The organism is Pseudomonas sp. FSL R10-2964, from assembly GCF_009600035.1.
Taxonomy (GTDB): domain Bacteria; phylum Pseudomonadota; class Gammaproteobacteria; order Pseudomonadales; family Pseudomonadaceae; genus Aquipseudomonas; species Aquipseudomonas bubulae.
Genome location: NZ_WIWH01000018.1, coordinates 59,480 through 82,029, shown reverse-complemented (window position 1 = coordinate 82,029; position 22,550 = coordinate 59,480). Strand labels below are relative to the sequence as shown.

The window sequence follows — 22,550 nt, the reverse complement described above, 5'->3', positions numbered from 1 at the left end:
CTTGCACGCGATGCAGGCCCCGCGGTCTGTCAGGACAATTGCGGCGATGCCATCGCGAGCAAACCCGCTCCCACAGGATCAGTTGTGCTCCAGGGTGATGAAATCCCGCCCCTCAACCTGCCCGCGACGCAGCGGATTACGCGTGCAATACGCAGCGTAGTCAGCATCGACAAAGCGGTACATCAAATGCTCGTCGCGCCCGTGGGGGATGCCCAGACGGGTGGTCTGGATAATTTTCGAAGGTTGTTCTCTGACGTCATCGACCCACAAGCGTTCGGGGTCGAAACATTTTGCATCCCATTCGCGCACCTTCAACCCCAGCGCTTTGCACAGCAGGGTTTGCCCCGCGCACAGTTTGTGTTCGGGCCGGGGGTTGCCTTGGGCGTCCGGGTTGTTGCGTTGCATCTGCGCCAGGCTGTCCGGGCCCGCCAGCTCATCAAGCCAGGGATGGGCCGATTTGATCAGCACTGCGTTGCCGGGGCCGTGGGCGCTGAAATTCAGCGAGTCGCCGCCGCGGGCGTAATACATGTAGATATGCCCGCCACCGAGAAACAGCGCCTTGCGCTTGTCGGTATAGCCCAGCGAGGCGTGGCTGCCTTTGTCGGTGAGGTAATAGGCTTCGGTTTCGATAATCCGGGCGCTGAGCCACAGCCCGTTGACCCGATGGCGAATGACTTTGCCCAGCAGTTGGCAAGCAACAAGCTGGGCATCTCGATCGAAAAAGGCATCAGGCAGCATCATGGGCATGTGCAGGACGGTCAGTGGATAGCTGAAAAGGTGCAGATCATAGCAAGTCATGCTTAATCGGGGCTGAACGCAGTGTATTTGTGGTCCATTTCGACCATCCGCCTGCCACCGCTGTGCGTGAGGCGGCGGGACCGCTATAATCGGCCGCTTTCCTCCCTGCCAAGACCCTTGAGACCATGACTGAGTCCGTTCTTGACTACATGACCCGCCTGGGTCGCGCTGCTCGCGAAGCCTCCCGCGTGATCGGCCGTGCCAGTACGGCGCAGAAAAACCGTGCCCTGCACGGCGCTGCTGCTGCATTGGATGCCGCACGTCTGGAGCTGGTTGCTGCCAACGAACTGGACCTGGCCGCCGGCCGGGCCAACGGCCTTGAGCCGGCCATGCTGGAGCGCCTGGCGCTGACCCCTGCACGCATCGACAGCATGATTGTCGGTTTGCGTCAGGTGGCAAGCCTGCCAGACCCCATCGGCGCGATTCGCGACATGAGCTACCGCCCTTCGGGTATTCAGGTCGGCAAAATGCGTGTACCGCTGGGTGTAGTCGGAATCATCTATGAGTCGCGTCCTAACGTGACCATTGATGCTGCCAGCCTGTGCCTGAAGTCGGGCAACGCAACCATCCTGCGCGGTGGCTCCGAGGCGATTCACTCCAACCGTGCCATTGCAGTGTGCATCCAGCGCGGCCTGGCCGAAGCCGGTTTGCCGCCCGCCGTGGTGCAAGTGGTTGAAGTGACCGATCGTGCCGCTGTCGGCGCGCTGATCACCATGCCCGAGTACGTTGATGTCATCGTGCCTCGCGGCGGCAAGGGGCTGATCGAACGGGTCAGCCGTGATGCCAAGGTGCCGGTGATCAAACACCTGGACGGCATCTGCCATGTATACGTCAGTGCCCATGCCGATCTTGCCAAGGCGCAGCGCATTGCGTTCAACGCCAAGACCTACCGTTATGGCATTTGCGGCGCGATGGAAACCCTGCTGGTGGATCAGGCCGTCGCGGCAGAATTTTTGCCGGCAATGGCTGAACAATTTCGCGCCAAGGGCGTCGAACTGCGCGGTTGCGAGCGTACCCGGGAGTTGATCGACGTGGTTGCCGCCACTGAAGACGACTGGAGCACCGAGTACCTGGACGCCATCCTGTCGATTCGTATCGTGGAGGGTCTGGACCAGGCGATTGAGCATATCAATCACTATGGCTCCCATCACACCGACTCGATCGTCACCGAACACCAGGGCGATGCCCGGCGTTTTATGGCCGAAGTGGACTCCAGTTCCGTGATGCTCAACACACCAACCTGCTTTGCCGATGGATTTGAATACGGATTGGGTGCGGAGATTGGCATTTCTACTGATAAGCTGCACGCCCGCGGCCCGGTGGGTCTCGAAGGTCTGACCTGCGAGAAGTACATTGTGGTCGGCGATGGCCAGTTGCGCGGTCAGGAGCCAGTCTGACTTGGTCAAGCTGAAAGCGTCAGCGCCGGCACCTGTGATCGACGTGTTACCCCAGCGCATAGGCGTACTGGGCGGAACCTTCGATCCGGTGCATATCGGTCATCTGCGTGGCGGGCTGGAAGTGGCGGAGATGATGGGGCTCGACGAGCTGCGTCTGACCCCAAACGCCAGGCCGCCGCACCGTGACACCCCCCAGGTGTCAGCCCACGACCGTTTGGCGATGGTCGAGTGCGCTGTCGCAGGAGTGGCTACGCTGGTAGTGGACGCCCGGGAGCTGCAAAGGGACAAACCGTCCTACACGATCGATACACTGGAATTGATGCGGGCCGAGATGGCCGCGTATGACCAGTTGTTTTTACTGTTGGGTTGGGACGCGTTTTGCGGCCTGCCCACATGGCATCGCTGGGAAGAGTTGCTCCAGCATTGCCATATCCTGGTGCTACAGCGCCCGGATGCCGACAGCGAACCGCCGGATGCCTTGCGCAACCTGCTGGCAGCGCGCTCGGTAAGCGACCCGCTGGCCCTGAAGGGGGCAAGCGGACAGATTGCATTCGTTTGGCAGACGCCGCTCGCGGTATCCGCCACCCAGATCCGCCAACTGCTGGCCAGCGGTAAGTCGGTACGTTACCTGGTGCCCGACGCGGTCCTGGCCTACATCGATGCGCACGGGCTTTACCGTGCGTCGAACTGAAAAAGGGTGTGTTTCAAGGCGCCAATTGTCGTGTATTGAAACACCCGAACATACGAGCAAAACGAGTTTTATATGACTGACAAAGATGTAAGCAAAGTAAAGCGCAAAGGCACCTTCAAAAGCGCGCCATTGCCGGAAAAAACCTTCAGCGCCGAGCCTCTCAAGGGTGAAGAGCTGGTCAAGGTTGCTGTTGCCGCCCTGGAAGACGTCAAGGCCCAGGATATCCAGGTCATCGACGTGCGTGACAAGCACAGCATCACTGACTTCATGATCATCGCTACCGGTACTTCGAACCGTCAGATCGGTGCGATGCTCGACAAGATCCGCGAAGCGGTGAAGGCTCTGGGCGTCAAGCCGCTGGGCGAAGAAGGCAAGGGCGACAGCGACTGGGTTCTGCTGGACATGGACGACGTGATCGTTCACATGATGACCGCCAGTGCCCGTCAGTTCTACGACCTGGAGCGTCTGTGGGCCGGTGCTGAACAAAGCCGTGCAGGCAGCGCTGCTCACCACAGCCCGGAAAACACCCATGAGCACTTCCTGAAGCTCAACAAAGACCAAGAGTAAGGGTTCGCTGTGCGCCTGCGTTTGATCGCTGTCGGTTCGCGTATGCCCAAGTGGGTGGAAGAAGGCTGGCATGAATATGCCAAGCGTCTGCCATCCGAGCTGGCACTTGAACTGGTGGAAATACCGCTCAACACCCGTGGCAAGAATGCTGACGTGGCCCGCTTCATCCGCCAGGAAGGCGAAGCCATGCTGGCCAAGGTAGGCCCGGGCGAGCGCATCGTAACCCTCGAAGTGCACGGCAAACCGTGGAGTACCGAGCAGCTGGCGGTTGAGCTTGACCGCTGGCGCCTGGATTCGCGCACGGTGAACTTTATGGTCGGTGGCCCGGAAGGGCTGGCGCCGGAAGTCTGTGCCCGCGCTGACCAGCGCTGGTCGCTGTCGCCATTGACGCTGCCGCACCCGTTGGTGAGGATTCTGATCGGTGAGCAGTTGTATCGCGCCTGGACAGTGCTGTCCGGGCACCCGTATCACAAATAGTCAGCGCTCTGAATGACTCAGCCGATCCGCCTTAAAGACCACGAGAAAGACGCACGCCTTGTGCGCGGACGAGTCGTGGTCGGTGCGATTGTGGTCGTGACGCTGATTTGTGTGCTGCTCGCGCGGCTTTATTACCTGCAGGTGGTGCAGTACGACTACCACTCCACCTTGTCAGAGAACAACCGGGTGCATGTGCAGCCGATCCCGCCTACCCGCGGTCTGATTTTTGACCGTAATGGCGTGGTGATCGCAGACAACCGCCCCAGCTTCAGCCTGAGCATGACCCGCGAACGCTCTGGTGACTGGCAGCAAGTGCTCGACGTTATTGTTGAAGTGTTGCAGCTTGCGCCCGAGGATCGCGCCCTGTTCGAAAAGCGCATGAAGCAGGGGCGGCGGCCGTTTGAGCCGGTGCCCATTCTGTTTGAGCTCAACGAAGAACAGATCGCCCGGATTGCCGTAAACCAGTTCCGCCTGCCCGGGGTTGAAGTGGTTGCGCAACTGGTGCGGCATTACCCTCAAGGCGCGCATTTTGCGCACTCGGTGGGTTACATGGGGCGGATCAACGAAAAAGAGCTTAAAACCCTCGATCCGGTCAATTACAGCGGCACCCACCATATCGGCAAAACCGGCATCGAGCGTTTCTACGAAGCCGAGCTGCATGGCCAGGTGGGTTACGAAGAAGTCGAAACCAATGCCCGTGGCCGCGTGTTGCGAGTACTCAAGCGCACCGACCCGATCCCTGGCAAAGACATCGTGCTCAGCCTCGATATCAAACTGCAGGAAGCAGCTGAAGATGCGCTGGCAGGGCGTCGTGGCGCAGTGGTGGCACTCAACCCGATGACGGGGGAAGTGCTGGCGATGGTCAGCCAGCCGAGTTTTGACCCCAATCTGTTCGTGACCGGCATCAGCTTCAAGGCGTATGCCGAGCTGCGTGATTCGATTGACCGACCATTGTTCAACCGCATCCTGCGCGGCCTGTATCCGCCGGGCTCGACGATCAAGCCTGCAGTGGCGATTGCCGGCCTGGACAGCGGCGTGATCACCGGCTCCTCGCGGGTGTATGACCCCGGCTATTACCAGTTGCCCAATTACGATCACAAATACCGTAACTGGAACCGTAGCGGTGATGGCTACGTCGATCTGGATACCGCAATCATGCGTTCCAACGACACCTATTTTTATGACCTGGCCCACAAGCTGGGGATTGACCGTCTGTCGAGCTACATGAACCAGTTCGGTATCGGCCGCAAGGTCTCGCTGGACATGTTCGAAGAGTCCGCCGGGCTGATGCCGTCCCGCGAGTGGAAACGTGCCACCCGACGCCAGGCCTGGTTCCCGGGCGAGACGCTGATTCTGGGGATTGGCCAGGGCTATATGCAGTCCACACCCTTGCAACTGGCCCAGGCCACCGCGTTGATCGCCAGCAAAGGCAAGTGGATCCGTCCGCACCTGGCCAAGACCATCGAGGGCGTACCGCCGGTGGACCCGGACCCGGTGCCGGATATTGTCCTGCGTGACCCGTCCAACTGGGCCAAGGTCAACCACGGCATGCAGCAAGTGGTGCATGGCGCTCGCGGCACGGCGCGGGTGGCGGGCGTTGGCGCGCAATACCTGATTGCCGGCAAGAGCGGTACGGCCCAGGTGGTGGCGATCAAGCAGGGCGAAAAATACGACCGTTCCAAGGTGCAGGAGCGTCACCGCGACCACGCCTTGTTCGTCGGCTTCGCGCCGGCCAACAACCCGCAGATCACCGTCTCGGTGATGATTGAAAACGGCGAAGCCGGCAGTCGTGTCGCCTCGCCCGTGGTGCGCAAGGTCATGGATGCCTGGTTGCTGGGTGAAGACGGCAAACTCAAACCCGAGTACGGCGGCCCCGTAAAGGCAGAGGTTCCGGCCAATGATGAGTAATTTTGACCGCATCCTCTCCAGTGAGGACGTGATGCGTCGCCGTGCCACGCTGCTTCAGCGTTTGCATATCGATGGCCCGCTGCTGATTCTGCTGCTGACCCTGGCGGCTGGCAGCCTGTTTGTACTGTATTCGGCCAGCGGCAAAAGCTGGGACTTGCTGAGCAAACAGGCGACTTCGTTCGGTATCGGGCTGGTATCGATGTTTATCATCGCCCAGCTGGAACCGCGATTCATGGCACGCTGGGTACCGATCGGCTATCTGATCGGGGTGATGTTGCTGGTGGTGGTGGATGTCATGGGCCACAACGCCATGGGCGCCACTCGCTGGATCAATATCCCCGGGGTGATTCGCTTTCAGCCCTCCGAGTTCATGAAAATCCTGATGCCCGCGACCATCGCCTGGTACCTGTCCAAGCGAACCTTGCCGCCGCAACTCAAGCATGTGGCGGTCAGCCTGATGCTTATCGGGGTGCCTTTTGCCCTGATTGTGCGCCAGCCCGACCTGGGTACGGCGCTGCTGGTACTGGCAGGCGGTGCATTTGTATTGTTCATGGGCGGTCTGCGCTGGCGCTGGATCCTCAGCGTACTGGCAGCGACGGTTCCAGTGGCGGTGGCCATGTGGATCTTCGTGATGCACGACTATCAGAAGCAGCGCGTGCTGACCTTCCTCGACCCTGAAAGCGACCCGCTGGGCACTGGCTGGAACATTATCCAGTCCAAGGCCGCGATTGGTTCGGGCGGGGTGTTCGGCAAGGGCTGGCTACTGGGTACCCAGTCGCACCTGGACTTTCTGCCCGAGAGCCATACCGATTTCATCATCGCGGTGATGGGCGAAGAGTTCGGTCTGGTCGGCATTTGCGCGCTGCTGCTTATTTATCTGTTGTTGATTGGTCGTGGCCTGGTGATCACCGCCCAGGCCCAGACCCTGTTCGGCAAATTGCTGGCAGGCAGTCTGACCATGACGTTTTTTGTTTATGTTTTCGTCAACATCGGTATGGTCAGTGGCCTGCTGCCGGTGGTGGGCGTGCCATTGCCCTTTATCAGTTACGGCGGCACTTCGCTCGTGACGCTGTTATCAGCGTTCGGGGTTTTGATGTCGATCCACACACATCGCAAGTGGATCGCACAAGTTTGATTAAGGTGAATTATTCAATGCAAGCAATGCGTGGCTGGGCTGCTCGATACGCGTCGTGGGTAGGCCTGCTGGGTCTGTTCGGGACCGCACAGGGTGCGCTGGCCGGTGACTACGAAGGCTCGCCCCAGGTGGCTGAGTTCGTAGGCGAAATGACCCGTGATTACGGATTTGCCGGCGAGCAGCTGATGGGCGTGTTCCGCGAAGCCGAGCGCAAGCAAAGCATCCTCGATGCCATTTCGCGCCCGGCCGAACGGGTCAAGCAGTGGAAAGAATACGGTCCGATGTTCTTGACCGACGCTCGCGTCGCCCGCGGTGTAGATTTCTGGCGTGAGCACGAAGCCGTACTGGCCCGCGCCGAGCAGGAATATGGCGTTCCGGCCCAGGTGATTGTGTCGATTATCGGCGTCGAAACCTTTTATGGTCGCAACACCGGTAACTACCGCGTGATCGATGCATTGTCGACCCTGGGTTTCGATTACCCGCCCCGCGCCGAGTTTTTCCGCAAGGAACTGCGAGAGTTCCTGTTGCTGAGCCGCGAAGAACAGGTTGACCCGCTGACCCTGAAGGGTTCCTATGCCGGAGCCATGGGCTTGCCGCAGTTTATGCCGAGCAGCTTTCGCGCCTATGCCGTGGATTTCGACGGTGATGGCCATATCAATATCTGGAGCAACCCGGACGATGCCATCGGTAGCGTTGCCAGCTACTTCAAACGTCATGGCTGGGTAGCCGGTGAGCCGGTGGTGATTCGCGCCGATGTGACCGGTGATCGCGCCGATGAAGGCCTGACCCAGGGCATTGAACCGGTCAAGACCGTCGGGGAGTTGCGAGCGCTGGGCTGGTCGAGTCATGATGCGTTGCGCGACGATATGCCGGTCACGGCGTTTCGTCTGGAAGGCGCCGACGGCCCTGAATACTGGATGGGCCTGAAAAACTTTTATGCGATCACACGCTATAACCGAAGCGTGATGTACGCCATGGCAGTGCATCAACTGTCCGATCTGCTGGTTCAAGCACGGGGCAACAAGTAATGCCGTTTCTAGCGACCCGTACACCTTTGAAACTCGCCGCCTGCGCCGCTGTTGCGTTGCTGCTGGTGAGCTGCTCGAGCAGTCGCTCGACGCCCCCGCAAACATCGACCGCGGTCAGTTCCAAGCCGGGCCTGGATATCAACCGTGCCCACAAGGACGGTGCGCCGTGGTGGGATGTTGACGTTTCGCGCATTCCCGACGCCACGCCGACCCTGCACACCGGGCCTTACAAGGCGGCGCCGTACTCGGTGCTGGGCAAGACCTATTTCCCGATGCAAGAGTCCAAGACCTATGTGGCCTCGGGTACCGCGTCCTGGTACGGCACCAAGTTTCACGGCCAGAACACCGCCAATGGCGAGGTCTATGACCTGTACGGCATGAGCGCGGCGCACAAGACGTTGCCGCTGCCCAGCTACGTCAAGGTGACCAACCTGGATAACGGCAAGGCCGTGATCCTGCGCGTCAACGACCGTGGCCCGTTTTATTCGGATCGTATTATCGACTTGTCCTACGCCGCTGCCAAAAAGCTCGGCTATGCCGAAACCGGTACGGCCCGGGTCAAGGTTGAAGGTATTGACCCTCAGGCCTGGTGGGCTCAGCGCGGTCGCCCTGCGCCGCTGATGCTCAACGAATCGAAAGTGGCCCAGAACACCGCCCCGACCGTGTCCACCGGCAAGGTTGAACAATGGACTCCGCCCGCACAGCAGCATGCTGCCGATGTGGTTCCGGTCAGTCCAATGGCCAAGGGCCAGGGTACCTACCTTCAGGTCGGTGCCTTTGCCAATCCGGACGCTGCCGAGTTGCTTCGTTCCAAACTCAGTGGCATGGTCAGTACCCCCGTGTTTATCAGTTCGATTGTGCGCAATCAGCAAACCTTGCACCGTGTACGCATGGGGCCAATAGCCTCGGCGGGTGAGGTGGCACAAACACAAAACAGCGTGCGCCTGGCCAATCTGGGCCAGCCGAGCGTTGTGACGTCGGATCAGTAACACCGAACAAAGCGTTGGGCCCTGAGCAGTCGGTGCCCAAACGCAGTTGCAGAGGTCAAGAATAAAAGCCCTTCCAGGGGCCGGGACTGCAACTGAATACGCGGCAGTCAGTCAAACGACTGCCTGTACAGTTTTGCCCGCGAGGGTAAGTTTCCATTAACAACTTCGAGAGACGGATGAACATCACCACCTTTGCCAAACGCCTGTGCCTGCTAGTACCGCTGATCGTCACTCCTGCCGCCTGGGCAGTCGAGATGATGCCGTCGCCACCACAACTTGCAGCCAAGTCCTATGTTCTGATGGATGCCAGCAGCGGTAACGTGCTGGTCGAGAACAACGGCGACCAGCGTCTGCCGCCAGCCAGCCTGACCAAGCTGATGACCGCTTACATCGCGACTCTGGAAATCCGTCGTGGCCAGATCGGCGAAAACGACCCGGTAACTGTCAGCGAAAACGCATGGCGCACCGGTGGTTCGCGGATGTTCATCAAGGTCGGCACCCAGGTGTCGGTCAGCGACCTGCTGCATGGCATCATCATCCAGTCGGGTAACGACGCCAGCGTCGCCCTGTCCGAGCACATTGCCGGCAGCGAAGACGCTTTTGCCGACATGATGAACAAGACCGCCGGTGAGCTGGGCATGTCCAACAGCCACTTCATGAACCCGACCGGCCTGCCGAACCCGGATCACTACTCGTCGGCTCACGACATGTCGTTGCTGGCTCGCGCCATCATCCACGAAGACCCGACTCACTACGCGATCTACTCGCAGAAAGAGTTCTTCTGGAACGGTATCAAGCAGCCTAACCGCAACCTGTTGTTGTGGCGCGACAAAACCGTTGATGGTCTGAAAACCGGTCACACCGACGAAGCCGGCTATTGCATGGTGTCTTCGGCCGTACGTGATGGCATGCGCCTGATCGCCGTGGTGTTCGGCACCAACAGTGAAGCGGCCCGTGCTGCAGAGACCCAGAAGCTGCTGACCTACGGTTTCCGTTTCTTCGAAACCCAGACCTTCTACCAGAAGGGCACCGAGCTGGCTCAGGCTCCGGTCTGGAAAGGCACCACCAACCAGGTCAAGGCTGGCCTGGCGGATGACCTGACCATGACCCTGCCAAAAGGCCAACTGAAAAAGCTGGCTGCAAGCATGACCATGAACCCGCAACTGATGGCCCCTATCGCCAAAGGCGATGTGATCGGCAAGGTTGAGGTCAAACTTGACGACAAGGTTGTGCACAGTGCTGACCTGATCGCCCTTGAGCCCGTCGAGGAAGGTGGTATTTTCCGACGCGTGTGGGATAGCATCCGTCTATTCTTCTACGGGCTGTTCAACTGATTGCACCCACCTGTGTGACCCCGCGCCTACCCTGCGCGGGGGCACCTTTGTTGTTCCGGGCTTACGAGGCCAATACGCCATGAGCGATACCGAAGTAAAGGCGCCAAAGATCGAATTCCCCAACGTGGATTACCCGGTTAAGGTGATCAGCGACACGGGTGTGGGCAATAAGGACAAAATCATCGATATCGTCAAGAAACACGCGACGGTCAACGATGATCGTGTCGATGAGCGCCAGAGCACCAACGGCAAGTACACGACGATCCAGCTGCATATCGTGGCAACTGATCAGGATCAGCTCTACAACATCAACAGCGAATTGCGAGCCACCGGCTTCGTACATATGGTGTTGTGATGTCGCAGGTCTTGGGTATTCGTGAGCTGGGCCAGCTTGATTACGAGCGCACCTGGCTGGCGATGCAGCGTTTCACCGATGAGCGCAAGCTGGTGCCGGACACGCAAGACGAAGTCTGGCTGGTGCAGCACCCGCCGGTGTTTACCCAAGGCCAGGCAGGCAAGGCCGAGCATCTGCTGCTACCGGGAGATATCCCGGTGGTGAAGTCGGATCGCGGTGGCCAGGTGACCTACCACGGCCCCGGCCAATTGGTTGCCTACCTGATGCTCGATGTGCGCCGGCTGGGCTATGGCGTACGTGAGCTGGTCACGCGGATGGAACAGTGCCTGATCGACTTGCTCGCCAGCTATGGCGTGAGCGCTGCAGCCAAGGCCGATGCGCCGGGCGTGTATGTCGATGGCGCGAAAATCGCCTCTTTGGGCCTGCGGATCCGCAATGGCTGCTCCTTCCACGGCCTGGCCCTGAATGTGGACATGGACCTGGAACCGTTTCGACGGATTAACCCCTGTGGCTATGCGGGGCTGGCGATGACCCAGTTGCGTGACCATGCAGGGCCGATTGAATTTGCCGAGGTTGGTGCCCGGCTGCGCTCGCAGCTCGTCAAACACCTCGACTATGCTGAGCAGACGACCCTGACGGGCGGAATCGATTGATATGACTACTGCGCAAGACGCTGTTCAAACCCTGATCCCAACGCTGGATATCTCAGAACGTGCGGCCCGCGCCAGCGAGGCCCGTTCCAAGGTTGAGACCGGCGTCAAGTTGCGCGGTGCCGAGAAGGTTGCGCGTATCCCGGTAAAGATCATTCCGACCACCGAACTGCCGAAGAAGCCTGACTGGATTCGCGTGCGCATTCCGGTTTCTCCGGAAGTCGACCGTATCAAGTCCCTGCTGCGTAAGCACAAGCTGCACAGCGTGTGCGAAGAAGCCTCCTGCCCGAACCTGGGCGAATGCTTCTCGGGCGGTACCGCGACCTTCATGATCATGGGTGACATCTGCACCCGTCGTTGCCCGTTCTGTGACGTGGGCCACGGCCGACCGAAGCCACTGGACACCAATGAGCCGGAAAGCCTGGCGATTGCCATCGCTGATCTGCGCCTGAAGTACGTGGTGATCACCTCGGTAGACCGCGATGACCTGCGTGACGGTGGTGCCCAGCACTTTGCCGACTGCATCCGCGAAATCCGCAAACTGTCGCCGGGCGTGCTGCTCGAAACACTTGTTCCGGACTACCGTGGGCGCATGGATGTTGCACTTGAAATCACCGCAGCCGAGCCGCCAGACGTGTTCAACCACAACCTCGAAACTGTGCCGCGCCTGTACAAGGCTGCGCGTCCGGGCTCCGATTACCAGTGGTCGCTGACCCTGCTGCAACGCTTCAAGCAGATGATGCCGCACATTCCGACCAAGTCGGGCCTGATGCTGGGGCTGGGCGAGACAGACGAGGAAGTGATCGAAGTGATGAAGCGCATGCGCGAACATGACATCGACATGCTGACCTTGGGTCAGTACCTGCAACCGTCGCGCAACCACTTGCCGGTTCAGCGTTTCGTACACCCGGATACCTTCGCGTGGTTTGCCGAGGAAGGCTACAAGATGGGCTTTAAAAACGTGGCATCCGGTCCGCTGGTACGTTCTTCGTACCACGCTGATGAACAAGCCAAGCTGGTCAAATCCATGCTGGTGAGTGCCTGACTCCATGACTAACCGGCTCACCGCGCAAGTGTCCTTCAAGGCCCATAGCGCGGTGCCCGCGTTGCCCGCTGGCGGGGTGATCGCCCTGATCGCCCCGGCAGGCCCTGCCGAACTTGACCTGAACCTCGCGACCCAATGGATGCATGCACGCGGCTACCAGCTGCGGGTCTATCCGGGGGTGTGGCAGCGGGAGGGTTATCTTGCCGGTTCTGATGCAGAGCGTTTACGCGACCTGCATGAGGCTTTTGCCGATGACAGCATTGATGCCATTTTCTGCCTGCGCGGCGGCTATGGCAGCCCGCGCTTGCTCGATGGCATCGACTTTGAGCTGTTGCGTCGTCATCCCAAGCCGTTTGTCGGCTACAGCGATATCACCGCGTTGCATCTGGCGATCACTCGTTACGCGGGCTTTGTGACGTTTCACGGGCCAATGGTGAACGCTGATCTGCTGGGCAACAAACAACCGCCTACCGAAACTTCATTGCTGCGTATGCTCGGCGGGCAACAGCCGCCCGTGCTGGAGCATCCCGCGGCCTGGCCGTTGACGACCATTGCCCCGGGCTGCGCCAGTGGCCGTTTGCTGGGTGGCAATCTGTCGATGATCTGCGCGGTGATGGGCACGGCGTTTGAACTGGACAGCGAAGACATCATCCTGTTTATCGAAGACGTCAACGAACCGTTGTACCGGGTCGACCGTCTGCTGACGCATTTGCGCCTGGCGGGCAAGCTCGACAGGTTGCGCGGAGTGCTGGTGGGGGACGTGGCCGGAGTTGATGTTGCGGCGCTGGAACGGTTGCTGGCTCAGGAACTGGGCGGGCTGGGCATTCCGGTACTGTCTGGCTGGCGCAGCGGTCATTGCGACCCGAACCTGACCTTGCCGATGGGGGCGCAGGTCAGGCTGGATGCTGATCAGCAGTTGCTGGTGCTTGAGCAGGATGTAGTTGTAAGCGCCTGAACCTGAAGCCCCTCTCCCATAGGGAGAGGGTAGCAACCTCACCGATTACGCAAACTCTCCAGCAGCTTGTGGCTCGGATAGCCGTCTGCTGGCCAACCCATGGCCTGCTGCGCGCTGCGAATAGCCTTGCGGGTATTGGCGCCGATAATGCCGTCTGCATTACCCGCATCATAATTGCGCTGGCTCAGCAGCATTTGCAGTTCGACGCGCTCGGAACGGCTCAGCGGTCGGTCGTCTTTTGGCCAGTCGGCCAAAATGGTCCCGCCACCGTTGAAACGTTGCGACAACAAGCCTACGGCCAGTGCATAGGATGATGAGTTGTTGTAACGCAGGATGGCGCGGAAGTTATCCAGTACCAGAAACGCCGGGCCACGATAGCCTGCAGGGAGCAGCAGGGCAGCGCTTAACTGCTCTGAGCCTGCGGCGCTGGCAGGTACCTTGACTCCCAGTTTTTGCCATTCGGCAACGCTCTTTTTGATTGCGCCATCAGCCAGGGCGTAGTCGAACCCGGCAGGCAGCGTCACTTCAAAGCCCCACGGCTGGCCTTGCTTCCAGCCCGAGCTTTGCAGGTAGTGGGCAGTCGAGGCCAGGGCATCTGCCGAGCTGTTCCATATATCACGACGGCCATCACCATCGAAATCCACCGCGTGGGTTTCATAGGTGGTGGGGATAAACTGGGTCTGGCCCATTGCGCCCGCCCACGAGCCGAGCATTTTCTCGGGGCTTATATCGCCTTCCTGAATGATCTTCAGTGCAGCGATCAATTGGCTTTGAGCAAACTCCGGGCGACGCCCTTCATAGGCCAGGGTCGCGAGGGAGCGAATGACTGACTTGTTGCCCTGGAACGAGCCAAAATTGCTTTCCATGCCCCAGACCGAAACCAGCGCCTGGCGATCAACGCCATAACGCTGCTCGATGCGGCCCAGCAGTTCGGCATTCTGCTCCAGCAAACGCTGGCCATTACGTACACGCAAAGGCGACAGGGCACCGTCCAGGTACTCCCAGACCGGGCGGCTGAATTCGGGCTGGCTGCGGTCGGCCTTGATCACGCTCATGTCTGGCGTAATGCCGGCAAAGGCGTTATCGAATACCAGCGGGTTGATTCCGGCTTTAAGCGCTTGGGCGCGGAAATCGGCTTGCCACTCGCTGAAGCTTTGAGTGGGCTGAACAAGAGGGGTGTCGGTGCCTGGCACTGGCGCGCTGCTGATGACCGCAGGTGCCGGAGGTACCACAGGCAAGGTTTGAGCATCGGCTGCGGTCGGTTTCTCTGCGCAGGCGACTAAAAGGATGACGCTGGAAGCAGCGATCAGTTGGCGCATCGGCCAACGGCGTGTATGACGTGAGAGCATGCGCAGGTCCAGGTAATGCAAAACAGAAGCAGACCTTATCATCCCCGCCGTCAGGCAGCCAGAAAGTAAAAAGCCTCCCGGTCTCTCGACTGGAAGGCTTCGCGGCGGTAGCTGCCTTTGCCTTTGGCGGGGCGTTCCTGGCGGCTGCGGAACAGGGGTTGGGCAACAATGGATTTGGCCTTGTTGGGGCGCTTGCTCATGGCATGTGCTCTCGCTTGAGTTGAACAAGCGCAAATCATCGGCCGGTTTTTTCGTATTGTCCACAGGATAGTGATCGGTGGGGGCGGGCTTGCTCGCGTTAGCATCAACGCTATCAGCCTGTCAGGCCGCGACGCCCGTATCGCGAGCAAGCCCGCTCCCACAGAAAGCAGTGTTTATTCAGCTGGCAGATTCAGGCGTTGCCCGCACATCAGCAGCACCAGACGACTCAGGCTGCTCCAGGCAGATCCTGCTGCCTGGCCCTTGATCTGGGCATCGATACGCTGCGCGTCCAACAACAATTGTGCCCAGCGCTGCGCCGAATAACGCTGCAAGGCTTTGCTCATCAACGGTTTGCGCTTGTCCCACACCGGTGGTCGCGCCTGGCTGAAGGCCTTGTCCAATGGCGTGCCCTGGCTGTACTGCAGGGCAATATTGGCCAGTACCCGCAGCTCACGCGCCAGGGCCCACAAGATCACAGGAGGCTCTACGCCTTCACCGCGCAAGCCTTCGAGCATACGCAGGGCATGGGCAGCTTCGCCGTTAAGTACCGCATCCACCAGGCCAAACACATCAAACCGCGCACTGTCAGCCACTGCGGCTTGCACGGTTTCGACAGTGATTTGCCCGTCCTCAGCCATTAACTTGAGCTTTTCGATTTCCTGCGCAGCAGCCAGAAGATTGCCTTCGACCCGGGCTGCTATCAGTTCCACCGCATCATGGGTGGCCGACAGCCCGGCCTGCGACAAGCGCTGGCGAATCCATTGCGGCAACTGGTTGGCGTCCACCGGCCAGATCTGCACGAACTGGGTTTGCGCCCCTTCAATCAGCGCCTTGCCCCACTTGGTCTTTTGCGCACTGCCGTCGAGTTTGGGCAGGCTGATCAGCAGCAGGGTGTCTTCGGCAGGGCGCGAGCAGTATTCGATCAACGCCGCAGCACCCTTGTCGCCAGGCTTGCCCGAAGGCAGGCGCAGTTCCAGCAGGCGCTTTTCGGCAAACAGCGACATGCTGGCACCGGCTTGCAGCAGCGTGCCCCAGTCAAAGCTGGCGTCGGCGCTGAACACCTGGCGCTCATCGAAACCCTGCTTGCGGGCGGTACTGCGGATGGCGTCGGCGGTTTCCTGGCACAACAACGGGTCATCGCCGCTGATGATGTAGACGGGCGAAAGGGGGCCTTGCAGATGCTTGGCGAGTTGGGCGGGAGCGAGTTTCATAGGACCATAACGATAGCGGGGCGCTTGAGCGCCCCGTATGCCTTACTGGTTTTGCAGTTCGAGAGGCGACTGTTGAGGAGTTTCCTCTTGAGCCTTGCGTGCAGCTTCGATGGCATCGGCTTCAGCCTTGGCCTTCGCTTCGGCTTGCTGTTGCAGTACTTCCAGCTGGGCCGGGGTCAATTGCTCCAGGCGCAGAACCAGTTGCTGGATCAGGTCGCGGCGCATTTCCTTGCGGATCATGTCGCCTTCCTGGGTGCTGCCTGCCACGTTACTGCCATCCTGCAGGTAGACTTTGTAGGCTTCAACCTTGTCGCTCAGCAGCGTCAGATGGCTCGGCCCCTGAATTTCGTATTTCACTACGTTGTTCAACTGATACTCGGCGGTACCCGAATTGCCGGTGTAGCTGGCAGAACGCTGGGTTTCCTTCTCGTCGGTCAGAACCAGTTTGTATGGTGCGTTGGCAGTGATTTTCACGCCGCTGTTTTCCAGCACCTGACGCAGCTGGCGCACAGTGTCGCCATAGGCGTTGCGCGCGCTGACATCGAGTTCGGTGATCGTCAGCTGGTTGGTGCCGGTACCGCGCAGTTGAAAGCCGCAGGCGCTCAACAGAACTGCGAGACCCATCACCAGCAAGTTGCGTTTGATCATGTGTTGCTCCCCTTGAAACCAGATGGGCCGACCACGCGGCCCTGAAGGTCTTGTTGGGCGCCCGCGCATGACGCGGGCGCCTGTTCCAGTTAGCTGGCGACGATATTGACCAATTTGCCTGGTACCACGATCACTTTGCGAATCGTCAGGCCTTCTGTAAAGCGCAGTACGTTTTCGTTGGTGCGGGCAGCAGCTTCAACCTCTTCACGGCTGGCAGCAGCTGGCATTTCAATATGCCCGCGCAGCTTGCCGTTGACCTGGATAACCAGTTGCAGGGTGTCTTGAACCAGCGCGGTTTCATCCAGGGTTGGCCATGCAGCGTCGATGATTGCACCTGCATGCCCCAACCGGTTCCACAGCTCATGGCTGATGTGCGGTGTGATCGGCGCCAGTACCAGAGCTACAGTCTCGAGACCTTCCTGCAGCAGGGCGCGGTCTTGTTCAGTCGCTTGCGGTGCTTTTTCGAGCACGTTCATCACGGTCATCACCTGGGCGACGGCGGTGTTGAACTTGTGGTGCTGGCCGACGTCCTGGCTGGCTTGCTTGATAGCCTGGTGGATGGCACGGCGAATGACTTTTTGCTCATCGTTCAGGCTGGCGATATCCAGCGCGCCCGGCAGGCCTTGGCCTACATGGGCATGGGCCAGGCGCCATACACGCTTGAGGAAGCGGTGGGAGCCTTCAACACCCGAGTCGGACCATTCCAGGCTTGCGTCAGGCGGCGAAGCAAACATCATGAACAGGCGGCAGGTGTCTGCGCCGTACTGTTCGATCATGTATTGCGGGTCAACACCGTTGTTGAGCGACTTGGACATTTTCTGCGTGCCGCCGATTTCCACCGGCAGGCCGTCACTCTTCAGCGTGGCGCCGATGATCTTGGCCTTGGCATCACGTTCGATTTCCACGTCGTCCGGGTTGAAGTAATCCTTGCCGCCGTTGTCCAGCGTACGGAAGTAGGTCTCGGCGATTACCATGCCCTGGGTCAACAGGTTCTTGAACGGCTCGTTGGAGCTGACCAGGCCTTCGTCACGCATCAGCTTGTGGAAGAAGCGCGCGTACAGCAGGTGCAAAATGGCGTGTTCGATACCGCCGATGTACTGGTCCACCGGTAGCCAGTGGTCTGCTGCCGATTTCTCGACCAGACCGCCTTCATAGTGCGGCGAGGCGTAACGTGCGTAGTACCACGACGACTCGACGAAGGTGTCCATCGTGTCTGTTTCGCGTTTGGCCGGTGCGCCACATTTAGGGCAGCTGCACTCGTAGAATTCAGGCATGCGTGCCAGTGGCGAACCGGCGCCATCGGGTACGACATCTTCTGGCAAGACCACTGGCAGCTGGGCTTCAGGTACTGGTACGTCACCGCAGGTATCGCAATGCACGATCGGGATCGGGCAGCCCCAGTAGCGCTGGCGGCTGATGCCCCAGTCACGCAGGCGGAACTGGGTGCGCGCCTGGCCCAGGCCTTTGGCAGTCAGGGCGGCTTCGATGGCGGCGAATGCGGTGTCGAAATCCAGGCCGTCAAATTCGCCGGAGTTGATCAGCGGGCCGTGCTCGTTGTAAGCGTCCTGCCACGGTGCCGGTGACTCGTCGCCAGCACTGGTACGCACAACCGGCTTGATCGGCAGGTTGTACTTGGTGGCGAATTCGAAATCACGCTCGTCGTGTGCTGGTACAGCCATCACCGCGCCGTCGCCGTAATGCATCAGTACATAGTTGGCGACCCATACAGGAAGCTTTTCGCCGGTCAGCGGGTGCTCGACGAACAGCGAGGTTGGCAGGCCCATTTTTTCCTGGGTTGCCATGTCGGCTTCTGCCACGCTGCCGCCTTTGCACTGGGCGATAAACGCTTGCAGCTCGGGGTTGCCCTGCGCTGCCTGGGTGGCGAGCGGGTGCTCGGCAGCCACAGCGACATAGGTCGCGCCCATCAAGGTATCAGGGCGGGTGGTGAAAACCTTGAGCGCGCCTGCTGAGCCGATGGACTCGACGTTGTAAGGGAACTGCACTTCCATGCCGCGGGATTTGCCAATCCAGTTGCGCTGCATGGTTTTGACCTGCTCGGGCCAGCCCGGCATATCGTCGAGGCTTTCCAGCAACTCATCCGCATAAGCGGTGATCTTGAAGTAGTACATCGGGATTTCGCGTTTTTCGATTACCGCGCCCGAACGCCAGCCACGGCCGTCGATCACTTGCTCGTTGGCCAGAACGGTCTGATCCACCGGGTCCCAGTTCACGGTGCCGTTTTTACGGTAGATCACACCTTTTTCGAACAGGCGGGTGAACAGCCATTGTTCCCAACGGTAGTAATCCGGCTTGCAGGTCGTGATTTCGCGGGACCAGTCAACGGCCAGACCCAGGCTGCGCAGCTGGGTTTTCATGTAGGCGATGTTTTCGTAGGTCCACTTGGCCGGCGCCACCTTGTTCTTCATCGCGGCGTTTTCAGCCGGCATGCCGAAGGCGTCCCAGCCCATGGGCTGCAGGACGTTCTTGCCAAGCATGCGCTGGTAACGGGAGATCACGTCACCGATGGTGTAGTTGCGCACGTGCCCCATGTGTAGCTTGCCGCTTGGGTACGGGAACATCGATAGGCAGTAGAACGTCTCTTTGCCTAGATCTTCGCTGACTTCGAAGGACTTTTGGTTGTCCCAGAATGATTGGGCGGCGGCTTCTATTTCACGGGGCTGATATTGTTCGTGCATGGCTACTTGTACTGATAAAGGGTGGCCTAATCCTCTTCAACATAGACCGGCGACAGTGTTGCCCGGTCAGGTTGGAGCAGGGGTTACAGGAAGTCCCGTAGCATACATGACCCCGCTCTATCGAGGGAAACCCTGATTGCCTCATCACTCCGTTGGTCGCAGCAGCACGCCGCTTTTACAAGCGCAGCTAAGCTCTCCTGTGGGGGAGATTCATTTCCTTAAATGAGGTGGACGGATGGCAGAGTTGCAACGCAGCGTAGCAACATCGCAAGTGTATGAGCGGCTGATTGATCGTTTGAGTGTGGCTCTTGATTCAGCAAAGACGGCTGTCCAATTACGTGATGAACGCCCAGTCGAGTTGGAATTGCGAGGCTTGAGTCATGCCGAGCTGGAGTTGATCAACCTCTATTTGAACCGGATCGGGCGTGAGGCAATTAAACGCTCGCAAGGCAGCGTGAACATGCAGGATGCCCCCAGGGCCAAGGTTATCTGGCTTAAAGACAGGGTGCAGGGAGCTTAGGCCATACGGCGATTCAAGCCCGGCCTTCAACAAAGCCGCATCAAGAAAGTTGTACCTCCGGGTTGATGCATTACACGTTTGTGTTTGGGTTTCTCACCTGCGTTGTTGATGCGCTCAATCAACCCCCTTAGGCTTCGGGCATCTTTGGAGATGCTCGATGCCTATTCGATACTTTTTAAAACAGCTTCTATTACCCCCTGGCATTTTTCTGTTGCTCCTGGCGCTTGCCTGGTGGCTAAGGCGTTCGCGCCCGCGAGTGGCGGGTGTGTTGTTTGCCCTGGGGCTGGGCGGCTTTTGGCTGATGAGTTTGCCAATAATGGTGGAGTGGGGCGCCCGTGTGCTGGAGCGCGAACCACCGCTGGCGCAGAGCGAGTGGTCGACGCTGGCCGCGCGTGCCGATGTCATTGTGGTGCTGGGCTCGGGGCGTGAGCGGGGGGATCCGGCCTGGGGCAGCGATCAGCCCACCGGCATCGGTCTGGAGCGCCAGCGCTATGCCGCCCGACTGGCGAAGGCTTCGGGCTTGCCGGTGTTGACCACTGGCGGTTTGCACTACGGCTCGCCGCCCAGTGAGGCGCAGTTGATGGCGGATTCATTGCGTGATGATTTCGGCGTGCAAGTACGGTGGAAAGAAGAGCAAAGCCGCACAACGTGGGAAAACGCCAAAATGACCGCAGACATTCTGCTGCCGCTGGGGGTCAAGCGGGTGGTCGTGGTGACGCACGGTTGGCATATGTCGCGTTCGGTGTGGAGTTTTGAAAAGGCTGGTTTTGACGTGGTGCCTGCGCCGGTCGGTTTTTTCAGTGCCGACAATGCGCGGCCGCTGGGGGGCTGGATGCCTGAGTACAAAGCTTTCTGGCAGTCCGGGCTATTGATCAATGAAGCGGTAGGGCAGATTGCCTATCCGTTGTTTTATCGCTGACCCATTAAGCAAAAGCCCCTCACCCTGGCCCTCTCCCGGAGGGAGAGGGGATTAAAGGCAAAAGCAGCTCTACGCAAAACCACCTGTCAGCTCCCTCTCCCTCCGGGAGAGGGTAGAAGACGCAGAAGCACAAGGCTAGACCGTCTTGGCAATCCGGCTGGTGACCAGGGCCCAGCCAATCAGCAGGCTGCACAGGATGATCAGTGGCCATGAGCGCCATTGCAGGTAAGGCGTGAGGTTGTGCATGGGCACCACTTCGCCGTACATGATGCCTTGCTCGAACTGCGGAATTTGCGTGGTGATTTGCCCAAACGGGTTAATCAATGCCGTGACGCCATTGTTGGTGGCCCGAATCATCCAGCGCCCGGCTTCCAGGGCACGCATCTGCGCCATTTGCAGGTGTTGCAGCGGCCCAATCGAGGTGCCGAACCAGGTGTCATTGCTGATGGTCAGCAGGATATCGCTCTGGGCAGCAAGCCCGGCCACGAAGTCCGGATACACCACTTCATAGCAAATCAATGGCGCGATTTGATAACCCTTGGCCTGCAACATGGCCTGGTCCGCCGGGCCGCGGGCAAAGTCCGACATTGGCAGATCAAAAAATGCGATCAGGCCGCGCAGTACATCCTGCAGCGGCACATATTCGCCAAACGGCACCAGCTTCTGTTTCAGGTAAACACCATCGCCCTCGCCCACGGCGGTGATGCCGTTGAAGTAGCGCGGTTCATGTCGCACTTCCTGGCGGATCGGCACGCCGGTAATCAGCGCTGAGTTACGATCGGCGGCAAACCGGCCCATCATGCTCAAAAAGCCTTCAGCGTTCTCTTTGAGGACAGGGACAGCGGTTTCCGGCCAAACGATCAGGTCGACACGTTTGGAACTGAAGGTCATGTCACGGTAAAGGGCCAGCTGTGCATTGACCTGGGCCGGGTCCCATTTCATGCTTTGTTCGATATTGCCCTGGATCGCCGCCACGCTCAGCGGGTCACCCGATGGGCTGGTCCAGGCGTGGTGCTTGAGGGCCTGGCCGACGGCCCAGGGGCCGATCAGCAAGACCACCCCTGCGGCGACAAAAGCCTTGCGTCTGGCCTTGATCAGGCGTGGCAAATTGCACAGCAGGGCTGCGGTCAGGGCCAGAGTGAAAGACACCAGCCACATGCCGCCCAACGGTGCGAGCCCGGCCAAAGGGCCGTCCAGCTGGCTGTAACCGGAGTACAGCCATGGGAAACCGGTGAGGAACCAGCCGCGGAACGCCTCTTGAGCAACCCATAGCGCAGCAAATGCCAGTGTATCGGCCAACGGCGCTTCATTGCGACGGATCCAGCGCGCCCACACCCAGGCGGGCAGGGCAAAGAACCAGGCGATGGCTGCCGTGAACAACAACATCAGGAAACCGGCCAGCAGCACCGAAGCGCCGCCGAAGTGGTGGATGCTGTAGTAGATCCAGCTGGTGCCCGCGCCAAACAGGCCAAAACCGAAACACCAGCCTCGGCCCAGCGCCTGTTTTGGCGACAGGTCGCGCAAACCGAGATAGAACAGGGCCAGGGCAACCAGTGCCAATGGCCAGATATCGAAGGGGGCCAACGCCAGGGTTGTCAGTGCGCCGGCCACCACGGCCAGCAAGTTACCGGGCCAGCCGGGGGAGGTTATCCAGCGCATTTCAATCCTTGGTATTGA

22 protein-coding genes are annotated in these 22,550 nt (G+C 59.7%); 15 read left to right on the top strand and 7 right to left on the bottom strand.

Annotated elements, in window-relative coordinates; all coding sequences use genetic code 11:
* Positions 1-78: 78 nt before the first annotated feature.
* A complete protein-coding gene (locus tag GHN92_RS12315) occupies positions 79-747 on the bottom strand; it encodes a DNA-3-methyladenine glycosylase (protein WP_153380277.1) in 669 nt (222 codons plus the stop codon).
* A 176-nt stretch (positions 748-923) separates the two neighbouring features.
* On the opposite strand from GHN92_RS12315, the gene GHN92_RS12310 reads away from it, so the two are divergent.
* The 13 genes from GHN92_RS12310 (at position 924) to GHN92_RS12250 (ending at position 13,329) form a co-directional block, all read left to right on the top strand.
* Positions 924-2,195, top strand: coding sequence for a glutamate-5-semialdehyde dehydrogenase (locus GHN92_RS12310; RefSeq protein ID WP_095031788.1), 1,272 nt, complete (start codon positions 924-926; stop codon positions 2,193-2,195).
* Positions 2,164-2,886 carry a nicotinate-nucleotide adenylyltransferase gene (gene nadD / locus GHN92_RS12305; RefSeq protein WP_232527619.1) on the top strand — a complete coding sequence of 241 codons (723 nt, stop codon included), beginning with the start codon at positions 2,164-2,166 and terminating at the stop codon, positions 2,884-2,886. Before GHN92_RS12310 ends, nadD begins: the two co-directional genes overlap by 32 nt.
* Positions 2,887-2,958: 72 nt before the next feature.
* Positions 2,959-3,453 carry a ribosome silencing factor gene (rsfS, locus tag GHN92_RS12300; protein ID WP_016779261.1) on the top strand — a complete coding sequence of 165 codons (495 nt, stop codon included), beginning with the start codon at positions 2,959-2,961 and terminating at the stop codon, positions 3,451-3,453.
* Between the two features lie 9 nt (positions 3,454-3,462).
* Positions 3,463-3,930: a 23S rRNA (pseudouridine(1915)-N(3))-methyltransferase RlmH gene (gene rlmH / locus GHN92_RS12295; protein WP_003444191.1), complete on the top strand. Its 468-nt coding sequence runs from the start codon at positions 3,463-3,465 to the stop codon at positions 3,928-3,930.
* Positions 3,931-3,942: 12 nt separating this feature from the next.
* The gene (mrdA, locus tag GHN92_RS12290; protein ID WP_153380263.1) at positions 3,943-5,838 is read left to right on the top strand and encodes a penicillin-binding protein 2; all 1,896 of its coding nucleotides are present in this window, start codon (positions 3,943-3,945) and stop codon (positions 5,836-5,838) included.
* A 31-nt stretch (positions 5,839-5,869) separates the two neighbouring features.
* Positions 5,870-6,973 (top strand): rod shape-determining protein RodA, encoded by a 1,104-nt coding sequence (gene rodA, locus GHN92_RS12285; protein ID WP_165484550.1) that lies wholly within the window; start codon positions 5,870-5,872, stop codon positions 6,971-6,973.
* A gap of 17 nt (positions 6,974-6,990) precedes the next feature.
* Complete coding sequence (gene mltB / locus GHN92_RS12280) at positions 6,991-8,001, top strand: lytic murein transglycosylase B (protein ID WP_094999436.1); 1,011 nt, start codon at positions 6,991-6,993, stop codon at positions 7,999-8,001.
* Positions 8,001-8,990 (top strand): septal ring lytic transglycosylase RlpA family protein, encoded by a 990-nt coding sequence (locus GHN92_RS12275; protein ID WP_153380261.1) that lies wholly within the window; start codon positions 8,001-8,003, stop codon positions 8,988-8,990. The genes mltB and GHN92_RS12275 overlap by 1 nt, the downstream gene beginning before the upstream one ends.
* A gap of 176 nt (positions 8,991-9,166) precedes the next feature.
* A complete protein-coding gene (locus GHN92_RS12270; RefSeq protein ID WP_094999434.1) occupies positions 9,167-10,324 on the top strand; it encodes a D-alanyl-D-alanine carboxypeptidase family protein in 1,158 nt (385 codons plus the stop codon).
* Positions 10,325-10,403: 79 nt separating this feature from the next.
* On the top strand, positions 10,404-10,679 hold the full coding sequence (locus GHN92_RS12265; protein WP_016779266.1) for a DUF493 domain-containing protein: 276 nt from the start codon (positions 10,404-10,406) through the stop codon (positions 10,677-10,679).
* Complete coding sequence (lipB, locus tag GHN92_RS12260; RefSeq protein ID WP_094999433.1) at positions 10,679-11,332, top strand: lipoyl(octanoyl) transferase LipB; 654 nt, start codon at positions 10,679-10,681, stop codon at positions 11,330-11,332. Before GHN92_RS12265 ends, lipB begins: the two co-directional genes overlap by 1 nt.
* A 1-nt stretch (position 11,333) precedes the next feature.
* Positions 11,334-12,374, top strand: a complete 1,041-nt coding sequence (gene lipA / locus GHN92_RS12255) for a lipoyl synthase (RefSeq protein WP_094999432.1) — start codon at positions 11,334-11,336, stop codon at positions 12,372-12,374.
* Positions 12,375-12,378: 4 nt separating this feature from the next.
* Positions 12,379-13,329, top strand: a complete 951-nt coding sequence (locus GHN92_RS12250; RefSeq protein ID WP_153380259.1) for an LD-carboxypeptidase — start codon at positions 12,379-12,381, stop codon at positions 13,327-13,329.
* A gap of 38 nt (positions 13,330-13,367) precedes the next feature.
* On the opposite strand, the gene GHN92_RS12245 is transcribed toward GHN92_RS12250, so the two are convergent.
* The 5 genes from GHN92_RS12245 to leuS form a co-directional block, all read right to left on the bottom strand.
* Positions 13,368-14,678 carry a lytic murein transglycosylase gene (locus tag GHN92_RS12245; protein ID WP_095020953.1) on the bottom strand — a complete coding sequence of 437 codons (1,311 nt, stop codon included), beginning with the start codon at positions 14,676-14,678 and terminating at the stop codon, positions 13,368-13,370.
* A gap of 50 nt (positions 14,679-14,728) precedes the next feature.
* Positions 14,729-14,878 (bottom strand): alternative ribosome rescue factor ArfA, encoded by a 150-nt coding sequence (gene arfA / locus GHN92_RS12240; RefSeq protein ID WP_003444166.1) that lies wholly within the window; start codon positions 14,876-14,878, stop codon positions 14,729-14,731.
* 174 nt (positions 14,879-15,052) lie between these two features.
* Positions 15,053-16,090: a DNA polymerase III subunit delta gene (holA, locus tag GHN92_RS12235; protein ID WP_094999429.1), complete on the bottom strand. Its 1,038-nt coding sequence runs from the start codon at positions 16,088-16,090 to the stop codon at positions 15,053-15,055.
* A 42-nt stretch (positions 16,091-16,132) separates the two neighbouring features.
* On the bottom strand, positions 16,133-16,738 hold the full coding sequence (lptE, locus tag GHN92_RS12230; RefSeq protein WP_094999428.1) for an LPS assembly lipoprotein LptE: 606 nt from the start codon (positions 16,736-16,738) through the stop codon (positions 16,133-16,135).
* 89 nt (positions 16,739-16,827) lie between these two features.
* Entirely contained in the window at positions 16,828-19,434 is a 2,607-nt protein-coding gene (leuS, locus tag GHN92_RS12225; RefSeq protein WP_153380257.1) for a leucine--tRNA ligase, read from the bottom strand.
* Positions 19,435-19,669: 235 nt separating this feature from the next.
* Between leuS and GHN92_RS12220 the strand changes: the two genes are divergently transcribed.
* Together GHN92_RS12220 and GHN92_RS12215 are read left to right on the top strand one after the other, a co-directional pair.
* Positions 19,670-19,954: a hypothetical protein gene (locus tag GHN92_RS12220; RefSeq protein WP_094999426.1), complete on the top strand. Its 285-nt coding sequence runs from the start codon at positions 19,670-19,672 to the stop codon at positions 19,952-19,954.
* 157 nt (positions 19,955-20,111) lie between these two features.
* Positions 20,112-20,873: a YdcF family protein gene (locus GHN92_RS12215; protein ID WP_095023454.1), complete on the top strand. Its 762-nt coding sequence runs from the start codon at positions 20,112-20,114 to the stop codon at positions 20,871-20,873.
* A gap of 135 nt (positions 20,874-21,008) precedes the next feature.
* Here the strand turns inward: GHN92_RS12215 and lnt are convergent, their stop codons facing one another.
* Positions 21,009-22,532 carry an apolipoprotein N-acyltransferase gene (gene lnt, locus GHN92_RS12210; protein WP_094999424.1) on the bottom strand — a complete coding sequence of 508 codons (1,524 nt, stop codon included), beginning with the start codon at positions 22,530-22,532 and terminating at the stop codon, positions 21,009-21,011.
* Positions 22,533-22,550: the final 18 nt, after the last annotated feature.

Excerpts from the sequence above, each read along its gene's own strand:
- GHN92_RS12315 (WP_153380277.1), bottom strand. The coding sequence starts at position 747 with ATGCCCATGATGCTGCCTGATGCCTTTTTCGATCGAGATGCCCAGCTT.
- GHN92_RS12310 (WP_095031788.1), top strand. The coding sequence starts at position 924 with ATGACTGAGTCCGTTCTTGACTACATGACCCGCCTGGGTCGCGCTGCT.
- nadD (WP_232527619.1), top strand. The coding sequence starts at position 2,164 with ATGGCCAGTTGCGCGGTCAGGAGCCAGTCTGACTTGGTCAAGCTGAAA.
- rsfS (WP_016779261.1), top strand. The coding sequence starts at position 2,959 with ATGACTGACAAAGATGTAAGCAAAGTAAAGCGCAAAGGCACCTTCAAA.
- mrdA (WP_153380263.1), top strand. The coding sequence starts at position 3,943 with ATGACTCAGCCGATCCGCCTTAAAGACCACGAGAAAGACGCACGCCTT.
- rodA (WP_165484550.1), top strand. The coding sequence starts at position 5,870 with ATGCGTCGCCGTGCCACGCTGCTTCAGCGTTTGCATATCGATGGCCCG.
- mltB (WP_094999436.1), top strand. The coding sequence starts at position 6,991 with ATGCAAGCAATGCGTGGCTGGGCTGCTCGATACGCGTCGTGGGTAGGC.
- GHN92_RS12275 (WP_153380261.1), top strand. The coding sequence starts at position 8,001 with ATGCCGTTTCTAGCGACCCGTACACCTTTGAAACTCGCCGCCTGCGCC.
- GHN92_RS12270 (WP_094999434.1), top strand. The coding sequence starts at position 9,167 with ATGAACATCACCACCTTTGCCAAACGCCTGTGCCTGCTAGTACCGCTG.
- GHN92_RS12265 (WP_016779266.1), top strand. The coding sequence starts at position 10,404 with ATGAGCGATACCGAAGTAAAGGCGCCAAAGATCGAATTCCCCAACGTG.
- lipB (WP_094999433.1), top strand. The coding sequence starts at position 10,679 with ATGTCGCAGGTCTTGGGTATTCGTGAGCTGGGCCAGCTTGATTACGAG.
- lipA (WP_094999432.1), top strand. The coding sequence starts at position 11,334 with ATGACTACTGCGCAAGACGCTGTTCAAACCCTGATCCCAACGCTGGAT.
- GHN92_RS12250 (WP_153380259.1), top strand. The coding sequence starts at position 12,379 with ATGACTAACCGGCTCACCGCGCAAGTGTCCTTCAAGGCCCATAGCGCG.
- GHN92_RS12245 (WP_095020953.1), bottom strand. The coding sequence starts at position 14,678 with ATGCTCTCACGTCATACACGCCGTTGGCCGATGCGCCAACTGATCGCT.
- arfA (WP_003444166.1), bottom strand. The coding sequence starts at position 14,878 with ATGAGCAAGCGCCCCAACAAGGCCAAATCCATTGTTGCCCAACCCCTG.
- holA (WP_094999429.1), bottom strand. The coding sequence starts at position 16,090 with ATGAAACTCGCTCCCGCCCAACTCGCCAAGCATCTGCAAGGCCCCCTT.
- lptE (WP_094999428.1), bottom strand. The coding sequence starts at position 16,738 with ATGATCAAACGCAACTTGCTGGTGATGGGTCTCGCAGTTCTGTTGAGC.
- leuS (WP_153380257.1), bottom strand. The coding sequence starts at position 19,434 with ATGCACGAACAATATCAGCCCCGTGAAATAGAAGCCGCCGCCCAATCA.
- GHN92_RS12220 (WP_094999426.1), top strand. The coding sequence starts at position 19,670 with ATGGCAGAGTTGCAACGCAGCGTAGCAACATCGCAAGTGTATGAGCGG.
- GHN92_RS12215 (WP_095023454.1), top strand. The coding sequence starts at position 20,112 with ATGCCTATTCGATACTTTTTAAAACAGCTTCTATTACCCCCTGGCATT.
- lnt (WP_094999424.1), bottom strand. The coding sequence starts at position 22,532 with ATGCGCTGGATAACCTCCCCCGGCTGGCCCGGTAACTTGCTGGCCGTG.